Raw genomic sequence first — 15,643 nt, 5'->3', positions numbered from 1 at the left:
CCGGATTAAAGTTGCTGTGCTACAGATTTAACGAATTCGCGCGCCTGGCCTCTTGTAACAATCGTCATGAATTCTGCTATTTTTGCACCGCGCACCAATTCGTTTTCTTCTTTTCGAGCTCGGCTTTCAGGGCGATTTGCAGAAACCCGATGTGGTTTCCGGCAGAAGATAAAGGCAGTAAATCAAGCGTCTTTTTATCAGCAAAATTCAAATCGTTTTTCTTCTGCTGCCCGTCATCAAAGGCATCAGGCAATTTTTTCGGGCAATCTGTCCTCGCTTCTGAAAGGTTTAAGATGCTTAAAAGGTCGCTGGCACTTCCGTCGCGGTCTGTCAATTGCCCCTGGCTAAACAGCGCATTCAATGTAGCGATAACTGAAGAATGGTCGTACACGGTTTTCGAAACCGTATTTTTCGCAATAAACGGAGAAATAACCATCGCAGGCACACGCACTCCGTATTTCGTAAAATCAAAATTATATTGCGAATATAACGCCTGACCATCATCCGGAGGTTGTGCATTGCCCGGAGCAACTGAATCATAGAAGCCGCCATGTTCGTCGTAAACAACAATCAATACGCTGGATTCCCATAAAGGCGAATTCCGTAACGCCTCATAGGTTTGCTTGATCAGCAGTTCGCCCTGATAAGTGCCATCCATAGGATGCTGTGAGGAACCGCCAATGTAAGTGCTGAAAATATCGCCATAAGAAGGCTCGATAAAAGTATATTGGTATGGATAATCGCCTTGCAAATCGTTTTCGAAATGGTCAAAATTGTGAATATCATCAACGTGCACATTCTTAATAGAGAGCACTTGCGGAATCCAGCCTTCTGCACGGCCCAAACGCTGGTTGTAAATCCGGCAGTTGGCCATTCCGAGCTTGTCGAAAATCGAACCTTTCGCATAAATGAAGCCTTCTGTGGCAAATTTAACGCTGTCCCAGAACGTAGGACTGTTATCCAATCCGCTCGAAGAAGCACCGTGCAGAAGAAGCGGTTCGGCCAGGTCTGGACCCGGAAGCGAGGAAAACCAGTGATCGCAGACGGCAAATTCGCTGCCAAGCGCATAGGTTACGGGTAATTCGTTCTGTGTATCGAAGCACTGCATGACGTCCTGCACTTCATCGGCAGTAGGAGGGCGGTGCGGCGGTTCGGTTGTTGATGTGGCATAATCTGATGCGAATCCGGAGTTGTCGATTGTCGGATAGCCATCTTTCGAATTGTATTCGGTTGTGCCGGTAAGTTGTTGCAGTGTGTCTAAAAATTCATGGCCAGGATCAGTCGGCATACTTGTCGGAGCACCTTTCTGCACGTTATAAGTTTTTCCGTTATACGAATTGGAATCCTGTGTCGTAGCAACGGTCAGGCCGGAATTCCCGACATGGCAAAAATATTGTCGAAAGAATGGTTTTCGAGCATGAGTACGAATACATGCTTAGGTGTAGCCATAATGTTGATTTTTAGTTTGTAATGCTGTAATTTTTCAAATGTAAATGAATATTTTGTAGCGTTTATGCGTATTTATACCTGATTTTAAAAAGGGAAATTCCAAAAAGCAAATTCTAACCATCCTAATCTTCAAAATCGGAATTTGGAATTTGTTTTTTGGAATTTATATATGTTCTTAACGGGGTAAATTCGTCGATTAATTCCTTATTTTTGCGATTAATTACAAATTTATGGCTTCAGGATTTTTTGCAATTCTCGACGACATCGCCGCTTTGATGGACGATGTTGCCGTGACCACCAAAGTAGCAACAGGAAAAACCGCCGGGATATTAGGCGACGACCTCGCGGTAAATGCTGAAAAAGCTACCGGATTTCTGTCCTCAAGGGAGTTGCCGGTATTGTGGGGCATCACAAAAGGTTCTTTGGTCAATAAATTAATTATTGTCCCAATCGCTTTATTGCTCAATGTGTTTTTTCCGATTGCGATAAAAATTGCACTTGTTTTAGGCGGATTTTACCTGGCTTATGAAGGCGTAGAAAAATCATCGAATATTTCTTTCATGCTAAAACTGAGGAGGGCCATGATGTAATCGAATCGGCAAATTATGACCTGGATATTGAAAAATCGAAGATAAAATCTGCGATTACTACTGATTTTATTCTGTCTGTTGAAATTGTAATTATTGCTTTAGGCACCGTACTCGAGGAAAGCGTAACCGTACAAGTCATCACCGTTTCTGTCGTCGCATTACTAGCAACTATCGGTGTTTACGGCATTGTTGCCCTTATTGTCAGGATGGATGACGCCGGTTACAAGCTTATCAGATACGGCAATAACAAAGGTTTTCTTTCTGCTCTTGGAAATGTTCTAGTGAAATCGCTTCCGGTTATTATAAGACTTTTGGGTGTAGTCGGAACCATAGCATTGATTTTAGTGTCCGGCGGAATTTTTGTCCATAACATTGGTTATTTGCATCATCTGCTTCCTTCGCTTCCGGACATTCTTAAAGAAGCACTTTTTGGGCTGGTTGCCGGACTGCTTACTGTTGTTTTGGTGACGGCCGTAAAGAAATTCATTGTTTTGATAAGACGATGATTAAAGCCATTCCACCAAAGAAATCCCTACGCCAACCGTCGTCTGTAAATGATTATAATCGATCATCGTTTCGCCGTAACCGTGCGATGCCTGTAGATAAGCTTTCAAATTGCCTTTGATCGGATACGACCACGAAAAGGTAAGATTTCCTTTTACAGCAGTGCCGAAACTTAAATTATGGCTGCCGATTAGCGAAAATACCTGTCCGTTGTGCGTGTAAATCACGTTCAGATCAGCACGCCCAAGCTTATCGGCAATATCCGGGTTATCATCTTCGGTATCACTTAACCGCAGCCAGGGCCTTGCATAAATACTCCACGCGCCTTTTTCAATCCCGACGTGAAAAATAATCCTGTTCCAGCTTCGTGAAAAAGGAAGGCTTTTTCCGTTGGATTGGTGGTTGAACGCAATTCCGGCCATTCTTACATTAAATCCTAAAATCTTAAAATGCAACGGAACGTTCAGGATAAGCTCAGGTTCATAATTGATTTCCCGAAACGGGCGCGACAACGAAGTCGTATACAATTGCCAATGTGAAACCTGCGTGTAACCTGCCCAAAGATCACAGCGATTCCACAAAATGCCCTGCAATAATTTGGTCTTAAAACTGATCTGGAATTTGACCTCGATATTATTGTAATTACTGCCTTCAGGAACGATATATTCTTCAGAATCATTGCCGGAATACGGCGTTTCGTTCGTACTGCTTGTCCATCGCACCGGCAGCATGAATATAGGCTTGTAGGGCGTAATCAGGAAAGTGCCTCGTGTTGCGGTCGAATCCAATTCCCAGCGTTGCGACATGGTTCTCGGTTTTTTAGTATCGCGTTGCAGCGCGTCAATCTGTGAAAAAGCGCTTAGTGAAGTTAACAAAAACAGCAGGAATAAAATTTTCCTCATGGTCAGGATATGTTGATTTTCTCAAAGATATTGCTTTTCACGCAGTGAAGACGACTAAAATCGCGTATTTCTACGCGCATTTATTCCAAATTTAGCTTTTAATTTTATCGAAGCATAAATTCAAAAGCCAATCAATATGGACCAACAAAAATAATGATTATCCGCCATGCCGAAAAACCGGGCGATTATGGCGGTTATACTTTAAACGGCATCAATCGCGCAGGACAGGCCGATGCTGAATCACTCGTTACGGCAGGATGGGAGCGGGGCGGTGCAATCGCCAATCTTTTTTATCCTACTAATGGCGCCTTCCAAGATGCAGCATTAGCGACACCGGATACAATTTATGCTTCAGATCCAGCCGATAAATCAAGCGGCAAAGAGCCGAGCCAGCGTCCGTATCAAACCATTACACAATTATACGCCAAGATCGGTTCGTCAGTAAATCTCATCCTGTCTTTTAAGGATAAGGACTATCACGATATGGTCAAAGATGCGCTCAAACAGTCCGGCACCGTTTTGATTTCATGGCAGCATCAGGATATTCTTCCCGAAAAAACAGGCGATGAATGTATCCTCACGCACCTGCTGAAAGAAACAGGTACAACGCCATCAAGTCTGCCGATTCCTACAGCTTCCGTGGCCGGGTTCGCGTTATGATATGGTGCTGGTTTTAGACAGGCCGTCGGGAACGGGAGCTTTTACCGCTTTCACGCAAGTGCCGCAAATGTTATTGGCTGGCGATAGTTCGGAACTCTTTCCTACGTAAAAGATTTATTTGCACTGCCAAAAAGGCGTGAATAGTTTCCAAAATCCATCCGGTAGTCGTTTGGCATAATTTTTATACTTCTCAGTACACTAATTATTTAAGAAAGGAAATTACCATGTTAAAATGGATCGATGTTATCAAATTCGCCACAACCGGCAACCCTGTCCGGACAAAAAAGTTACCAAAACTAATGATGAGTGGCGTGAGCTGCTTACACACGAACAATTCATAATTACGCGCCTCAAGGGCACCGAACGCGCGCACAGTTCAGAAATGTGTTCGCTGTTCGAACCCGGAAAATACGCCTGCGTTTGTTGCGGCACACCGCTTTTTGACGCTTCTGAGAAATTCGACAGCGGCACGGGCTGGCCATCGTTTACGCAGCCGGTTCAGGAAAACGCAATCGCTTACAACAAAGATGCCAGTCACGGAATGGTACGCGTAGAAACCGTGTGCAACACTTGCGATGCACATTTGGGGCACGTATTTCCTGACGGGCCAAAACCGGCTGGGCTGCGCTACTGCATGAACGCCGTTGCGCTTAAAAAAGTAGAGGGTAACGAGAAGAAAGCAGTATTCGGCGGAGGTTGTTTCTGGTGTACAGAAGCCGTTTTCAACCAGCTGAAAGGCGTTACGAATGTCGCAAACGGTTATGCCGGCGGGCAAATCGACAACCCGACTTATCGTGAAGTATGCAGCGGCAGGGACCGGACACGCCGAAGTAATCGAAGTGACTTACAATCCGGATGAGATTTCGTATGAAGATTTGCTGCGCATACACCTGAGTACGCACAACCCGACAACGCTGAACCGCCAGGGCGCAGATGCCGGGACGCAATACAGAAGTGTAATTTATTACAAAAATCAGGAAGAGCAGGAGCGTGCCCGACAAATCGTTGCCGAAATGCAAGCTGTTTATGAAGATGAAATTGTAACTGAAATCGCGCCGTTCGGGCATTTCTTCAAAGCGGAAGCCTACCACCAGAATTATTATGCGAACAACGCCACTGAAGGTTATTGCCGCGCCGTAATCGACCCGAAGCTCAAAAAGTTCAGGGAACTCTTCAAAAGCAAATTGAAAAATACCGAAGAAAATCCGGCTGTATGATAACCCAGGCCGGATTTGGCGGCGGTTGCCATTGGTGTACGGAAGCGGTTTTCAGTGCGCTCAAAGGCGTCGTATCAGTTCGTCAGGGATGGATTGCTTCAGATGGCGAGAACACGTCGTTTTCAGAAGGCGTTTTGGTGGCTTACAACCCTGAAATCATTCCGTTTGCTACGCTGATTGCGATTCATCTTTACACCCATGCCAGTACAAGCCAGCATTCTATGCGCGGGAAATTTCGCTCTGCAGTTTATACGTTTAATGATGAAGACAGCCGATCGGCAAGTGAGATAATCAGCAGTTTACAGTCAGATTTCGCAGCACCGATTATTACGCAAATTTTACCTTTCGCTGAATTTTCTGAAAGCAGGTCGGAGTTGCTCGATTACTATTTCAGCAACCCGCAAAAGCCGTTTTGCGAGCTGTATATCAATCCGAAATTGAAGGTGATTCTGGAGCAGTTTGCTGATTTTGCTGATGCAGGGAAATTGGGGCATTTGCTATAATGCCTGCTTTAATAAAACAGAAACACAAATTACCTTACAACATTTTCCAGCGAAAAGTTATATATCTTTTTTTTGTCGATGATGCGTTCGGTCATGACGATATCGGCGCTCTTAATGCCAAAAATATTCAGCTCGGTATTGATTTTTGAAATTTGTGCCGAGTTTAATATTTGCCCTTCTTCAGCCTGCGAAGTAATACCGATGCAAATAATAGGGCGAAATTCAAAAACTGCTTTCTGTTGCGGCGACAGTCCGTTTTTGATTGCAAGGAGTTTCCGCCCCTGAAGCAATGCGCATTAACGGTTCCTTGCATCAGGTGGTTGTGAATTTCGATTTCTTTTGGATTGATGGCAGTCCCGTAATACTGCATCGCATCGCCTGATATTGACCGTACAACTTCAAATGCCTCTCCGCCATAAGCCTCGGACGCCGGCGTATAGTTGCCCATGCATCGCTCGCCGAAACCTGAAAAATGAGCGGAAAAACAAACGGATGGTTATCGCCCGGCCCTAAAACTTTAATGACCTTCCACGCCACGGCAAGTTCGCTATAGTTGTCGGCATAATTTTTCTGCATGATCACAACTTCAAGGTTGTCTTCGTTAGCTAAGCTGATAAGGTTTAATTGGATTTCCATGTCGTTTAACTTTTGATTTTTTGGATTTGTTATGCTAAATTAGGGAAATGGATGGGTTTGGTTGCAGGTAGAAATACGTGGTTTGAAGAGAAAATGTAAGATTTCTACTTTTAGTATTTGTTATTTTTGTCCTAAAGGTTGCTGTTGACAGCAGTTCAAATCAACAGCCACAATAATATTCCAAGACTGTTTTTTCTTTAAATGTTTTTATTTGTAAGTAACAACCCGGATTACCATCTTCTTTTGGTTGATATCTTGTTTTGTCATTGTTCCAATCATTTTCGTTGGTCTTAAATAACCATTCTACATACTTTACGATTTCGCTTTTGGGATAAAACGGGAAGACTATTTTCACGTTATTTCCAGATTCTGAACAAAAATTTTGAGTCAATATTATCCCGGTTCCGAATTTATATTCCGCCGAACAAACCTGTTTGGATTCATCGAAACGTTCTAAAGTTTTTTCAGATTTTTTTCCAAGATATTTAGAAAGATATATTAAATCAGCATTGTCTTTAATATGAATTTGTTCGAGAAACGATTTTGATGGCACAGGTAATTTATTCGTTTGCCCGAAACAAATGATACTGAAATGAAATGCTAGCAGAATTATAATATTTTTCATGGGTTGGTGCTGACGCCTGACAGTCTTTGAAGTTGCGGGCAATTTCGAAGCGGAGTTCATTCGGTGACTGGAAACGAAATTACGGAAAATACTGGTTCAATTTTGCAGATTGTGCCGCAATTTTGTCACGATACTTGTTATAGGCAGTGTTTTATCCAAGACCAACATAATAGTTATGTAGAGATTTCCAATTAGAATTGTTGTCAAATACATCATTATGCTTTTTGTAAAAATCATAAGCGTAATGTGTTAAAACATGAATAACTTTCTGATTAATAAATGGTGGCGGAAAAAAATCATATAGATTGTAAGCTTTTCTATATCTAAGTGAATTAAAGAAAACATTTCTGTCAAGTCCATCGCCATTCCGTTGTACAATGTCGTCAAATTCGATATCATCTAGATAAATTGGAAATACAAAGTCAATTTCAGCATCGTCAACTCTCAATGGAATATAACATTCTAATTTAAGTTTATTCAACCTTTCAAGATTGGGGAATGCTCCAATTCCGGAATAGTTTAATTGATGATCTGAAATTATTTTCATTAAAATATCGGAATAAACTTCCAATTTATCATATCTAAATAAAGATGCTGAACTTAAGTCAAATAATAAATTTATTTTAAATTGTAGTATTATTTTTAAATCGTCAAAGAAGTCCAAATATCTTTTTGTATCTAATATTATTTTTTTGTTTTCATGAGAATCTTCGAGGGTCAATAATTTTGATATTTTATCTCTATATTCTTGTTCTTGTGATATACAAATGATAATATCATATTCTGATTTACGATCTTTTTTATATAAGATTTCCTCACAAAATAGTTGCACATTAGCATGAGTATCTATAATGTCAAAATAATGTGTATCAAAATTAAAGTCAACAGTTAATTTTAATTCACTATCCTTGATAGTTGCCGATTCTTTCTTGCTTGTTTTGGTAAGTTTATTTTTAATTTCAAGCATTAATGAACTATCTCCGGCAGGGCAAATAATTGAAGAGTGATCATCATTAGTGAAATTTATGCTTCCGCTTTGGAAGTCAATTGCCTTTGCTGAATTTTCTGTTACTACCCGATCTTCTTTGCCTATGAAATAAGTTGTTTTTGGAATTGATGATGAATACTGTAGCCATTCTCTTGTCATTTGGTCTGTCAAATTGCTTAAAACAGATAAATTTACCAATTGCATATTTTTCAAAGCTATTGAACCAATATTAGCTAATTGAGCACCTTGGTGCGGAACAGCTAATGAAATAAAAGATTTTACCTTCAACTCCCTGTTTTCCTTTATTTCGTTCAGTATATAATGTTTGCAAATTAGCCCTCCCATACTGTGAGCGATTAGTACAATATTTTGATAATCTGTACATTTAACACGTATCTCGGTTTCGAGAAGATCAGACAAATCGATTACACTTAGATTAAGCCTTGCTCTTCTTTTCGTCCCATAAATTTACTTATAAAACTCAAAGGAAGTTCGGTAATGTCTGTAAGTTTGGTGAAATAGTCGAAAATGCCGATATCATAATCGTGTAATATTTGATTGTCATCCAATAAATGTTCAAGAATTGATTTGCTATCGTCCGTTCGAAGCCAAGTTTCACGTCCTCCAATCAAACCATGTACAAATATTATTATACTATCCCTTTTTTCTTTTTCAAAAAGTCTAAACCATGAGTTCGATTTCCCTTCATGTCTTCTAATTATTTAGCCTTTTATAAGCTGTTTTCTTGGTGTAATTTTTAGTTTTTTTGTCTTATATATCGTTATATTCTTGATTCCGCGATAACATTGCCTGTAACGGCTTTGCGAAGCTGCTGCAGTTTCGGAGCCGAGTTCTTTCGGTGACCGTAACGAATTTATAAAAAAATATGCAAAGAATTTCGCAAAAAAATGTCCTAATGGAGTGAACGGGCTCATTAACTACTCGATAAGTTCTTTGGGTTTTTGGGATCATTTTCCCACCAGCGGTCATTTATTTCATAAATTAATTCGCCTAAAGTAAAACTAATTTCTTCTATATTATAAGCAATGCACAATATAGCGTCAGCCGTGATTTCTTCTCTATGTTGTCTGTAACCGCCTTTTGCTCGTGTTACATTTTTGTGACGCACTATTGTTTTGCTTTTTTCATGCATTCCATAAAATGAGTGGGTAATTGTATTTCGTTGCTGTTCTAATAACGTTGCTTGCTTAACAATTTCCTTGAACCTTAAACGTTCATCTTTTGTCGGTTCAAATAAGTCATGTAATCCAACTGAGACATTTACAAGTTGACGAAAACTAAATTCAGATAAAACAAGCTCGTTGTAAGGATATCCGGTATTCATATGCATGCCTGCAAACATTGAAAACATAAATTCTAAGTGTGCAAAATTAAGAGTTAACTTTCCAACAGCACTTGTAAATTCTTCGCTAAAACCTTGTGTTCCTAGAAGAATAGAATCTTTTTCTTCTGATTCTTCGTCCATATTTTTTTTTCTCATTGTAGGTTAACTAATGTTATTTACCTGCCGGTTAATAGTGTCAAAAATATTCTTTCTTCGTGTAGTATTTCGGGAGTTAGTAAATACGGGACGACTTGTCCATTTAGTATGCTGTCTAAAAGATTATCTATGCAAAGAGCATTCATTGTTGAATCAACATTAAAAACACGATATACCTGATATTTGCTTCTCATTCCTAAAAAATATTTCCACTCTTTCGGAGTCAAATAAAATGTAGGCTTTTCCTTGCTTGTTCCCTTACATTCAATAACTAATAAAATTTCGTGTCCCTCATCAAGAATTTCAAAGTCATGTGATTCACCACTTTCACCGTCTTTATTTAACCAAACTACATTTTCAGAATTAAATTTCTTACACAACAATTCATATACAAATTTTTCACTCTTAAATCTTAATTCTTCGCTGTATTCGTCATCAATAGTAAGTGTAGTCGATGTTAAACCCGTATTTAATAATTCTTCGACTCGATGTGAATTAGAATTTGATCGAGTTGCAGTTGCAGGAATGGCATCTTTAACCTTTCTTAAGTTATCAATCGTATCTTTTAGAACAGCGATTTTTAAAGGTTCAAGTACTTTTTGAACTTCATTACTTTCAATGATTTTACTTTTAATATTTAAGTAACCACCAGTCGCAATTGCTCTAGCTTTTTTCTCCGCAGATTCATCTTGCGCAAGTCCAACAATAAAAATTTTACAATCTATATCATCAAATCTTCCTATATTACGAATTGTTTCGATGTAATTTCCGTTACCATTCTCTTCTCCATCTGTCAGCAAAATAATCTTTTTATCATTTGATGGGAAATTTTTTAAGTCTGTTACTGCTTGGTCAATTGCAGCCGTAATCGGCGTTCCGCCTGGCATTGGGTCGATTAATTTCTCGATTTCGTTAAAAACGTCTTGTTTGCAAAATTCGCCTTTATAAATTAATGGAGTTGTTGGAACATCTGCCCATTCACCGTCAATCTGTTTCCTTTCATGTCTAAATGTTCGAATAATTAAGTGATTGGTATATTCTATCGTTGGTATAATTTGTTCAAGAAGAATTTTTTTGATTAGGCTCATTCTTGTGACACCATCTATAAGATATTTATCTTCATGATCTTTAAGTCCTTTCATGTAGCCCATGCTGCCAGAGTTATCAACCAAAATAACGATTGTAGTATTTTTCATGGTTTAAAAATTGGTGTTGATTAAATGGCAGGTAACGGCAAGGGCTTTGAGATGTTGCGGCAATTTCGAAACCGAGTCTTTTCGGTGACGGAGATGGAAATCATGAAAATTAATGATTTGATTTTGCAGATTATGCCTCAATTTTGCGAAGCCTACGTTAGCAAACGAATTCATATTATTTTTAATTTTAAATACTCAGATATTGGTTCTGGTAAGTTCTTACCATATAGTTTAATTTCAAGATCAAGAACATCTTGCTTACAATTTTTTGTTAAAACTAAACGAAAAGGGACTTTTAAAGCTGTTTGGGAAATTTGATGTTTAATATTTCCAATCTCTTGAAAAATTTTGATATTATCCATTGCGAAACTAACTTCAGGGTAATTTATACTTTTCCATGAGGGTCTACTTCCAGCAAGGTTTATAGGTTGCAGGGGGCTAGTAGGTTTTTCTGGTTTGGGACATATCGATTTGCAAACTATAATCTTATCAGATTTTTTTATACAAATTTCTATCGATGCGTCTTCAATATATTCATCGTTATCATTCGTGATAAAGAAGTTTATTTTATGGGCGGTTTCTTCTAGTAAGTAATATGTGTCATCATCTTTATATGTTTCATTCACATTTTCAAGGTTTTTTCTTAGAGTTGGTAAATCCCTTTCCTCATAAGTTGAATTTCCGAATAGTGAATATATACGAGGCATTTGATACATCATTGAGACTGGTTTATGATTTTCTGCAAATTCTTTTTGAGAAATAATTTTTTTAATTTTCTGTTCAGCTTTTGCTGAAGGTAAAACTATCTCATTTTGCTCAATAATTTTTTCGGCGGAAATTTCAAATTCTTCAAATGAAAATGTAACTTTCCCTTTAAATTTATTTTCTTTCGATTTATTGGAAAAAATCTTGTCTAAATCACTTCTTATTAGCTTTTTTTGATGTGAGCCTTTTCTAATGAAACTATCTCCTTGTTTTAATTTTCCATAATCTTTTTTCATCATATAAGGAGGGTTTGAAATTTCCTTAAGTTGAAAAATACCTAACTTTTTTGACTTAAACTCTAAAGGGAAGTACTGAAAAACGATTTCTGGCTCAACATTATTTATAATGATTTGTTGATATGTTCCTTCATCGATGAATTCCTCACTAATTCCTAAAATATCGCGTTCCCCGTTACCTTTTAATTTAACGCCAACAATAATATATTTATCCTCTTTTGTAATTGCATTGGCAAGTGAAATAATATCTTTTATGAAACTCTCAAATTGTTCTTTCTTATATTGAACTGCTTTGAAATCCAACGAAGTGTTCTCATTTTCAAACTCAATTATATCGAAAAGTTCTTTCATAGGAGAAATTATGTTTGGTAAAGACCTAGGCTTCGAAAAGTTGCAGCAACTTCAAAACCTCTCGGTGACTGAAAACGAAGTTATGGAAAATACTGCTTCATTTTTCAGATTGTGTCGCAATTTTGCCAAACCCATGTTGGCAGTCGTATTAGCTAATTAACCTGTATTTGCTTTTGTCAAATTTAGGATTTTTCTTAAGAATTTGATTTGTTTTTGGTGCATTGAATTGTGTGAAATAGGTTTTTCTATTTTCATCTTGATACTCAATAATAAAATTTGTTTTTTTAAGTTGATCATTGAACTTAACAGACAATTCATCTAGTGATTGTTGCTGTGTCATATTTTCACCAAATTCATATTTTACTTTTATGACTTTCGGCTTATTTATCATCAAAGGTTCAAGTGAACTTGTATAATTTTGAAATTTTAAAAAGTATTTATCTTCAACATAGATATTTACATTATATGCATTGTTGATTGAATTGTTGCGAATAACTAAATCATATTGATGTTCAAATTCGTAATGATAAATTCCATCTTCCTCACTTAAGTAATATCCTTCATTATTTTGTGGACTAATACCTGGCGCCATCATCATTGGGCTATCATTACTACCAGTTTGATTTAACTCAACTTCTACGATCGGTCTGACATTTTCTACAAAAATTTTAATACCTAAAAATGATAAAAGCCCTATTACTGAAACTGAAAGAAGAATTACAGGTTCATAATCCCAACTAGTTTTTATTGCCCAGATAAGGCCGCCAATAGTTCCAACAATCGATGCAAGTAATGTATTTGTGTCTTCTAAAATTCTTTTCATGTCCTGATTTAAGTATAACTGCTAAGCTATAAAACATGCAAGTTCCATTTACAAATGACAATATCCGTAAAAATTACAAGCATTTGTAAACAGTTGTAATTACTTATTATTCAACAACTTCTCCAAATACTCAACCTTATCCTCCTGAGCCTTCAACAACCGCTCATAAAGCTGCTTATTTTCTTCGTGTGATTCAATTAGCTTATCAAGTGGGTTAAATGTACAATTGGTAGCGAATATGCTACCTGTTGTAACAACATTGTCGTGAAAGCTATTAAAGTAATTAATCACCCCTTCATCGCTAAAATTTTTAATCGCCTCCGGACTAACGCCCAGCTCCTTTGCTATCAGCTCTAGTTTCTCCTCTTCAACTTTTTCACTGTTCTCAATTATCGAGATGGTCTGCTGGCTTACGCCAATGGCCATAGCCAATGCGTCCTGCTTCATGCCACGCAGTTCCCTGATCCTGCTAATGTTTCTTCCTATGTGTTTTGGCTTAATGTTGGTTTCCATAATGATTTTGGTTTAAGATTTAATATTAAAATCGCAGGGTGGTCAAAACAAAAATACAAATTTTAGGGACGCACGATACAATAAATTGTAGCGTAAATTACGCAACAATGAAAATGATAAATCCGCACTAACGCTCTTTCCATACGCGCCGCTTTTTGTCACCCTGTACAAGCGAAAAAATATCCCGTTCCGTATCAACCATAAATTTCAGATTCGGCACATAGGCAGCCAATTTGTTAAGCTGCAACAGCATCTGCCGGTCTTTAACGGTCACAATAATTAGTTCCCATTCAACCACATCACTAAATTCCTGATCACTTAGCGTAATGCCGGTAATCGCAAACAGCACCCTGATTTTGCTTTCATGCAATGTTTGTATCGCAGCATCAAGTTGTCGCAATTCAGCTTTATATTTTTTCGGGATTTCAAGAACAGGCATGGTATGATATTTACTGATATAAACTTACGATTAATATCGCTAATACACGCTCATCTGCAATTTTGGAGATACCAACTTGCGCCATAAGTCCTGTTAGAGTGCACCTAAAGTGCAGGATAAGCCCACTATGGTGACACAATTTTAACGTTCGCTGACAATGACAAATTTATAATTCCACGCAACTGACACATTTTCTAATCTCCGCATATTTTGCGGTATTAGAGCTGTTATTCTACGCAAAGTTGAAATAGACAGTTTTTTCTTCTACCAGTACAATTATTTCCCGATGCAGAAATTCGCAAAAATGTTCCCCAACAATTCATCATTAGTCACCTGTCCGGTAATCTCACCGAAATGATACAACGCCTGACGGATATCGATCGCCATTAAGTCTGACGGCAGGTTCGTCTGCAAACCATAATTCACTTTCTGGATTTCCTCAAGTGCTTTGAGCAGCGAATCGTAATGCCGTGTATTGGTCACAATCGTTTCATTATTGCGCAAAGCACCGGTGTTTACAAATGACAATAGTTTCGATTTTAATAAATCGACACCGATATTTTCTTTAGCGCTTATCAAAAGGATATCAGGAATTTCAGCTTTGATATTTAAAGTTTGGCTTTGATTCAGTTTATCCGATTTGTTACCGATGATAATAAGCGGTTTTAACGGGAATTGATTTTTGATTTTCTCAATTTCAACTTTCACGACTTCAAGGGAATTGTCAATTATCAATTGCCCGTTATCAATTAAGTAAACAACGACCTGTGCCTGATCCATCTTTTCAAACGTCTTGCGGATGCCGATGCTTTCGACCACATCGGTCGTCTCGCGGATACCGGCAGTATCGATGAATCGGAATCCAATGCCGTCAATGACCAATTCGTCTTCGATGGTGTCGCGCGTTGTTCCGGCAATGTCGGAAACGATGGCGCGTTCTTCGTTGAGTAAGGCATTCAATAACGTCGATTTCCCGACATTCGGTTCACCGACAATCGCAACCGGAATGCCGTTTTTGATGACATTTCCAACGGCAAATGAATCGATTAGTCTTTTCAGGACGAATTCAATTCGGTTTAATAATTCGTAAAATTGGGTACGGTCGGCAAATTCAACATCTTCTTCTGCAAAATCTAACTCAAGCTCAATTAAAGAAGCAAAATTCAGGAGTTCTTCACGCAGTCGTGCAATCTCATTGCTAAAGCCGCCGCGCATTTGCTGCATCGCAATCTGGTGCGACGCTTCGTTGTCTGACGCAATCAAATCGGCTACAGCCTCTGCCTGCGACAAATCGAGTTTGGCATTCAGGAAAGCCCGCAGCGTAAATTCACCCGCCTGCGCCATCCTGCAGCCGTTGCGCAGTAATAATTGTATGATTTGTTGTTGTATGTAAGGCGAACCGTGGCATGAAATCTCAATCGTATCTTCGCCTGTGTAGGAATTCGGCCTTTGAAAACCGACACAAGTACTTCATCCAAAGTCTTATCGCCGTCGATGATGTGTCCCAAATGCAGCGTATGCGATTTTTGTTTCGTCAGTTCTTTTCCCTTCACGGAACGAAAAATCGAATTCCCTATAGCAATCGAATTAATTCCCGAAATGCGGATAACGGCAATCGCGCCGGAACCGGAAGGTGTTGCGAGTGCTACTATTGGGTCGTTGTGGAGCATCTTTTTTTTGCAAAAGTAAGCAAATTTGATGGAACGCAGATGACCACGGATTTTACAGATTGTTGCAGATTTCTA

15 protein-coding genes and 3 pseudogenes are annotated in these 15,643 nt (G+C 38.6%); 6 read left to right on the top strand and 12 right to left on the bottom strand.

Going from position 1 to position 15,643, the window contains the following annotated elements:
- Positions 1 to 76: 76 nt before the first annotated feature.
- Positions 77 to 1,366 carry an alkaline phosphatase family protein gene (locus tag ACSLFW_RS15800; protein ID WP_436557476.1) on the bottom strand — a complete coding sequence of 430 codons (1,290 nt, stop codon included), beginning with the start codon at positions 1,364 to 1,366 and terminating at the stop codon, positions 77 to 79.
- A gap of 313 nt (positions 1,367 to 1,679) precedes the next feature.
- Between ACSLFW_RS15800 and ACSLFW_RS15795 the strand changes: the two are divergent.
- A pseudogene (locus ACSLFW_RS15795) lies at positions 1,680 to 2,545 on the top strand (DUF808 domain-containing protein).
- On the opposite strand, the gene ACSLFW_RS15790 reads toward ACSLFW_RS15795, so the two are convergent.
- Positions 2,546 to 3,445, bottom strand: a complete 900-nt coding sequence (locus ACSLFW_RS15790) for a phospholipase A (RefSeq protein ID WP_436556558.1) — start codon at positions 3,443 to 3,445, stop codon at positions 2,546 to 2,548.
- Positions 3,446 to 3,598: 153 nt separating this feature from the next.
- On the opposite strand from ACSLFW_RS15790, the gene ACSLFW_RS15785 reads away from it, so the two are divergent.
- The 5 genes and pseudogenes from ACSLFW_RS15785 to ACSLFW_RS15765 all read left to right on the top strand — a co-directional run bounded on the left by ACSLFW_RS15785 (position 3,599) and on the right by ACSLFW_RS15765 (position 5,825).
- Positions 3,599 to 4,105, top strand: coding sequence for a hypothetical protein (locus ACSLFW_RS15785; RefSeq protein WP_436556557.1), 507 nt, complete (start codon positions 3,599 to 3,601; stop codon positions 4,103 to 4,105).
- A 224-nt stretch (positions 4,106 to 4,329) separates the two neighbouring features.
- Positions 4,330 to 4,769, top strand: a pseudogene (gene msrB, locus ACSLFW_RS15780) (peptide-methionine (R)-S-oxide reductase MsrB); the annotation flags it as partial.
- Positions 4,770 to 4,835: 66 nt separating this feature from the next.
- Positions 4,836 to 4,964: a peptide-methionine (S)-S-oxide reductase gene (locus tag ACSLFW_RS15775; RefSeq protein WP_436557475.1), complete on the top strand. Its 129-nt coding sequence runs from the start codon at positions 4,836 to 4,838 to the stop codon at positions 4,962 to 4,964.
- A complete protein-coding gene (locus tag ACSLFW_RS15770) occupies positions 4,945 to 5,322 on the top strand; it encodes a peptide-methionine (S)-S-oxide reductase (protein WP_436556556.1) in 378 nt (125 codons plus the stop codon). The genes ACSLFW_RS15775 and ACSLFW_RS15770 overlap by 20 nt, the downstream gene beginning before the upstream one ends.
- The gene (locus ACSLFW_RS15765; RefSeq protein WP_436556555.1) at positions 5,319 to 5,825 is read left to right on the top strand and encodes a peptide-methionine (S)-S-oxide reductase; all 507 of its coding nucleotides are present in this window, start codon (positions 5,319 to 5,321) and stop codon (positions 5,823 to 5,825) included. Before ACSLFW_RS15770 ends, ACSLFW_RS15765 begins: the two co-directional genes overlap by 4 nt.
- A gap of 312 nt (positions 5,826 to 6,137) precedes the next feature.
- Here ACSLFW_RS15765 and ACSLFW_RS15760 read toward each other — a convergent pair whose 3' ends face one another.
- The 10 genes and pseudogenes from ACSLFW_RS15760 to mnmE all read right to left on the bottom strand — a co-directional run bounded on the left by ACSLFW_RS15760 (position 6,138) and on the right by mnmE (position 15,568).
- On the bottom strand, positions 6,138 to 6,461 hold the full coding sequence (locus tag ACSLFW_RS15760; protein ID WP_436556554.1) for a hypothetical protein: 324 nt from the start codon (positions 6,459 to 6,461) through the stop codon (positions 6,138 to 6,140).
- 160 nt (positions 6,462 to 6,621) lie between these two features.
- Positions 6,622 to 7,128, bottom strand: a complete 507-nt coding sequence (locus ACSLFW_RS15755; protein WP_436556553.1) for a hypothetical protein — start codon at positions 7,126 to 7,128, stop codon at positions 6,622 to 6,624.
- A gap of 109 nt (positions 7,129 to 7,237) precedes the next feature.
- Positions 7,238 to 8,494, bottom strand: a complete 1,257-nt coding sequence (locus ACSLFW_RS15750; RefSeq protein ID WP_436556552.1) for a lipase family alpha/beta hydrolase — start codon at positions 8,492 to 8,494, stop codon at positions 7,238 to 7,240.
- Positions 8,495 to 9,008: 514 nt separating this feature from the next.
- The gene (locus ACSLFW_RS15745; protein WP_436556551.1) at positions 9,009 to 9,575 is read right to left on the bottom strand and encodes a hypothetical protein; all 567 of its coding nucleotides are present in this window, start codon (positions 9,573 to 9,575) and stop codon (positions 9,009 to 9,011) included.
- Positions 9,576 to 9,595: 20 nt separating this feature from the next.
- Positions 9,596 to 10,771: a protein NO VEIN domain-containing protein gene (locus ACSLFW_RS15740; protein WP_436556550.1), complete on the bottom strand. Its 1,176-nt coding sequence runs from the start codon at positions 10,769 to 10,771 to the stop codon at positions 9,596 to 9,598.
- A gap of 170 nt (positions 10,772 to 10,941) precedes the next feature.
- Positions 10,942 to 12,123: an AlbA family DNA-binding domain-containing protein gene (locus ACSLFW_RS15735; protein ID WP_436556549.1), complete on the bottom strand. Its 1,182-nt coding sequence runs from the start codon at positions 12,121 to 12,123 to the stop codon at positions 10,942 to 10,944.
- 148 nt (positions 12,124 to 12,271) lie between these two features.
- Positions 12,272 to 12,946: a hypothetical protein gene (locus ACSLFW_RS15730; protein ID WP_436556548.1), complete on the bottom strand. Its 675-nt coding sequence runs from the start codon at positions 12,944 to 12,946 to the stop codon at positions 12,272 to 12,274.
- A gap of 99 nt (positions 12,947 to 13,045) precedes the next feature.
- The gene (locus tag ACSLFW_RS15725; protein WP_436556547.1) at positions 13,046 to 13,459 is read right to left on the bottom strand and encodes a helix-turn-helix domain-containing protein; all 414 of its coding nucleotides are present in this window, start codon (positions 13,457 to 13,459) and stop codon (positions 13,046 to 13,048) included.
- Between the two features lie 127 nt (positions 13,460 to 13,586).
- Positions 13,587 to 13,898, bottom strand: coding sequence for a hypothetical protein (locus tag ACSLFW_RS15720; protein ID WP_436556546.1), 312 nt, complete (start codon positions 13,896 to 13,898; stop codon positions 13,587 to 13,589).
- Positions 13,899 to 14,174: 276 nt separating this feature from the next.
- Positions 14,175 to 15,568, bottom strand: a pseudogene (gene mnmE / locus ACSLFW_RS15715) (tRNA uridine-5-carboxymethylaminomethyl(34) synthesis GTPase MnmE).
- Between the last annotated feature and the right edge of the window lie 75 nt (positions 15,569 to 15,643).

It is taken from the genome of Flavobacterium sp. 3HN19-14, assembly GCF_051373205.1.
In the GTDB taxonomy this organism is placed as follows: Bacteria; Bacteroidota; Bacteroidia; order Flavobacteriales; family Flavobacteriaceae; genus Flavobacterium.
The sequence above is the reverse complement of the archived record's forward strand: the minus strand, read 5'-3'. Positions and strand labels throughout refer to the sequence as shown.

What these genes read in the sequence shown, in the direction of transcription:
- ACSLFW_RS15765 (WP_436556555.1), top strand. Translation starts at nt 5,319, where the DNA reads ATGATAACCCAGGCCGGATTTGGCGGCGGTTGCCATTGGTGTACGGAA.
- ACSLFW_RS15760 (WP_436556554.1), bottom strand. Translation starts at nt 6,461, where the DNA reads ATGGAAATCCAATTAAACCTTATCAGCTTAGCTAACGAAGACAACCTT.
- ACSLFW_RS15730 (WP_436556548.1), bottom strand. Translation starts at nt 12,946, where the DNA reads ATGAAAAGAATTTTAGAAGACACAAATACATTACTTGCATCGATTGTT.
- ACSLFW_RS15785 (WP_436556557.1), top strand. Translation starts at nt 3,599, where the DNA reads ATGATTATCCGCCATGCCGAAAAACCGGGCGATTATGGCGGTTATACT.
- ACSLFW_RS15720 (WP_436556546.1), bottom strand. Translation starts at nt 13,898, where the DNA reads ATGCCTGTTCTTGAAATCCCGAAAAAATATAAAGCTGAATTGCGACAA.
- ACSLFW_RS15735 (WP_436556549.1), bottom strand. Translation starts at nt 12,123, where the DNA reads ATGAAAGAACTTTTCGATATAATTGAGTTTGAAAATGAGAACACTTCG.
- ACSLFW_RS15745 (WP_436556551.1), bottom strand. Translation starts at nt 9,575, where the DNA reads ATGAGAAAAAAAAATATGGACGAAGAATCAGAAGAAAAAGATTCTATT.
- ACSLFW_RS15725 (WP_436556547.1), bottom strand. Translation starts at nt 13,459, where the DNA reads ATGGAAACCAACATTAAGCCAAAACACATAGGAAGAAACATTAGCAGG.
- ACSLFW_RS15740 (WP_436556550.1), bottom strand. Translation starts at nt 10,771, where the DNA reads ATGAAAAATACTACAATCGTTATTTTGGTTGATAACTCTGGCAGCATG.
- ACSLFW_RS15790 (WP_436556558.1), bottom strand. Translation starts at nt 3,445, where the DNA reads ATGAGGAAAATTTTATTCCTGCTGTTTTTGTTAACTTCACTAAGCGCT.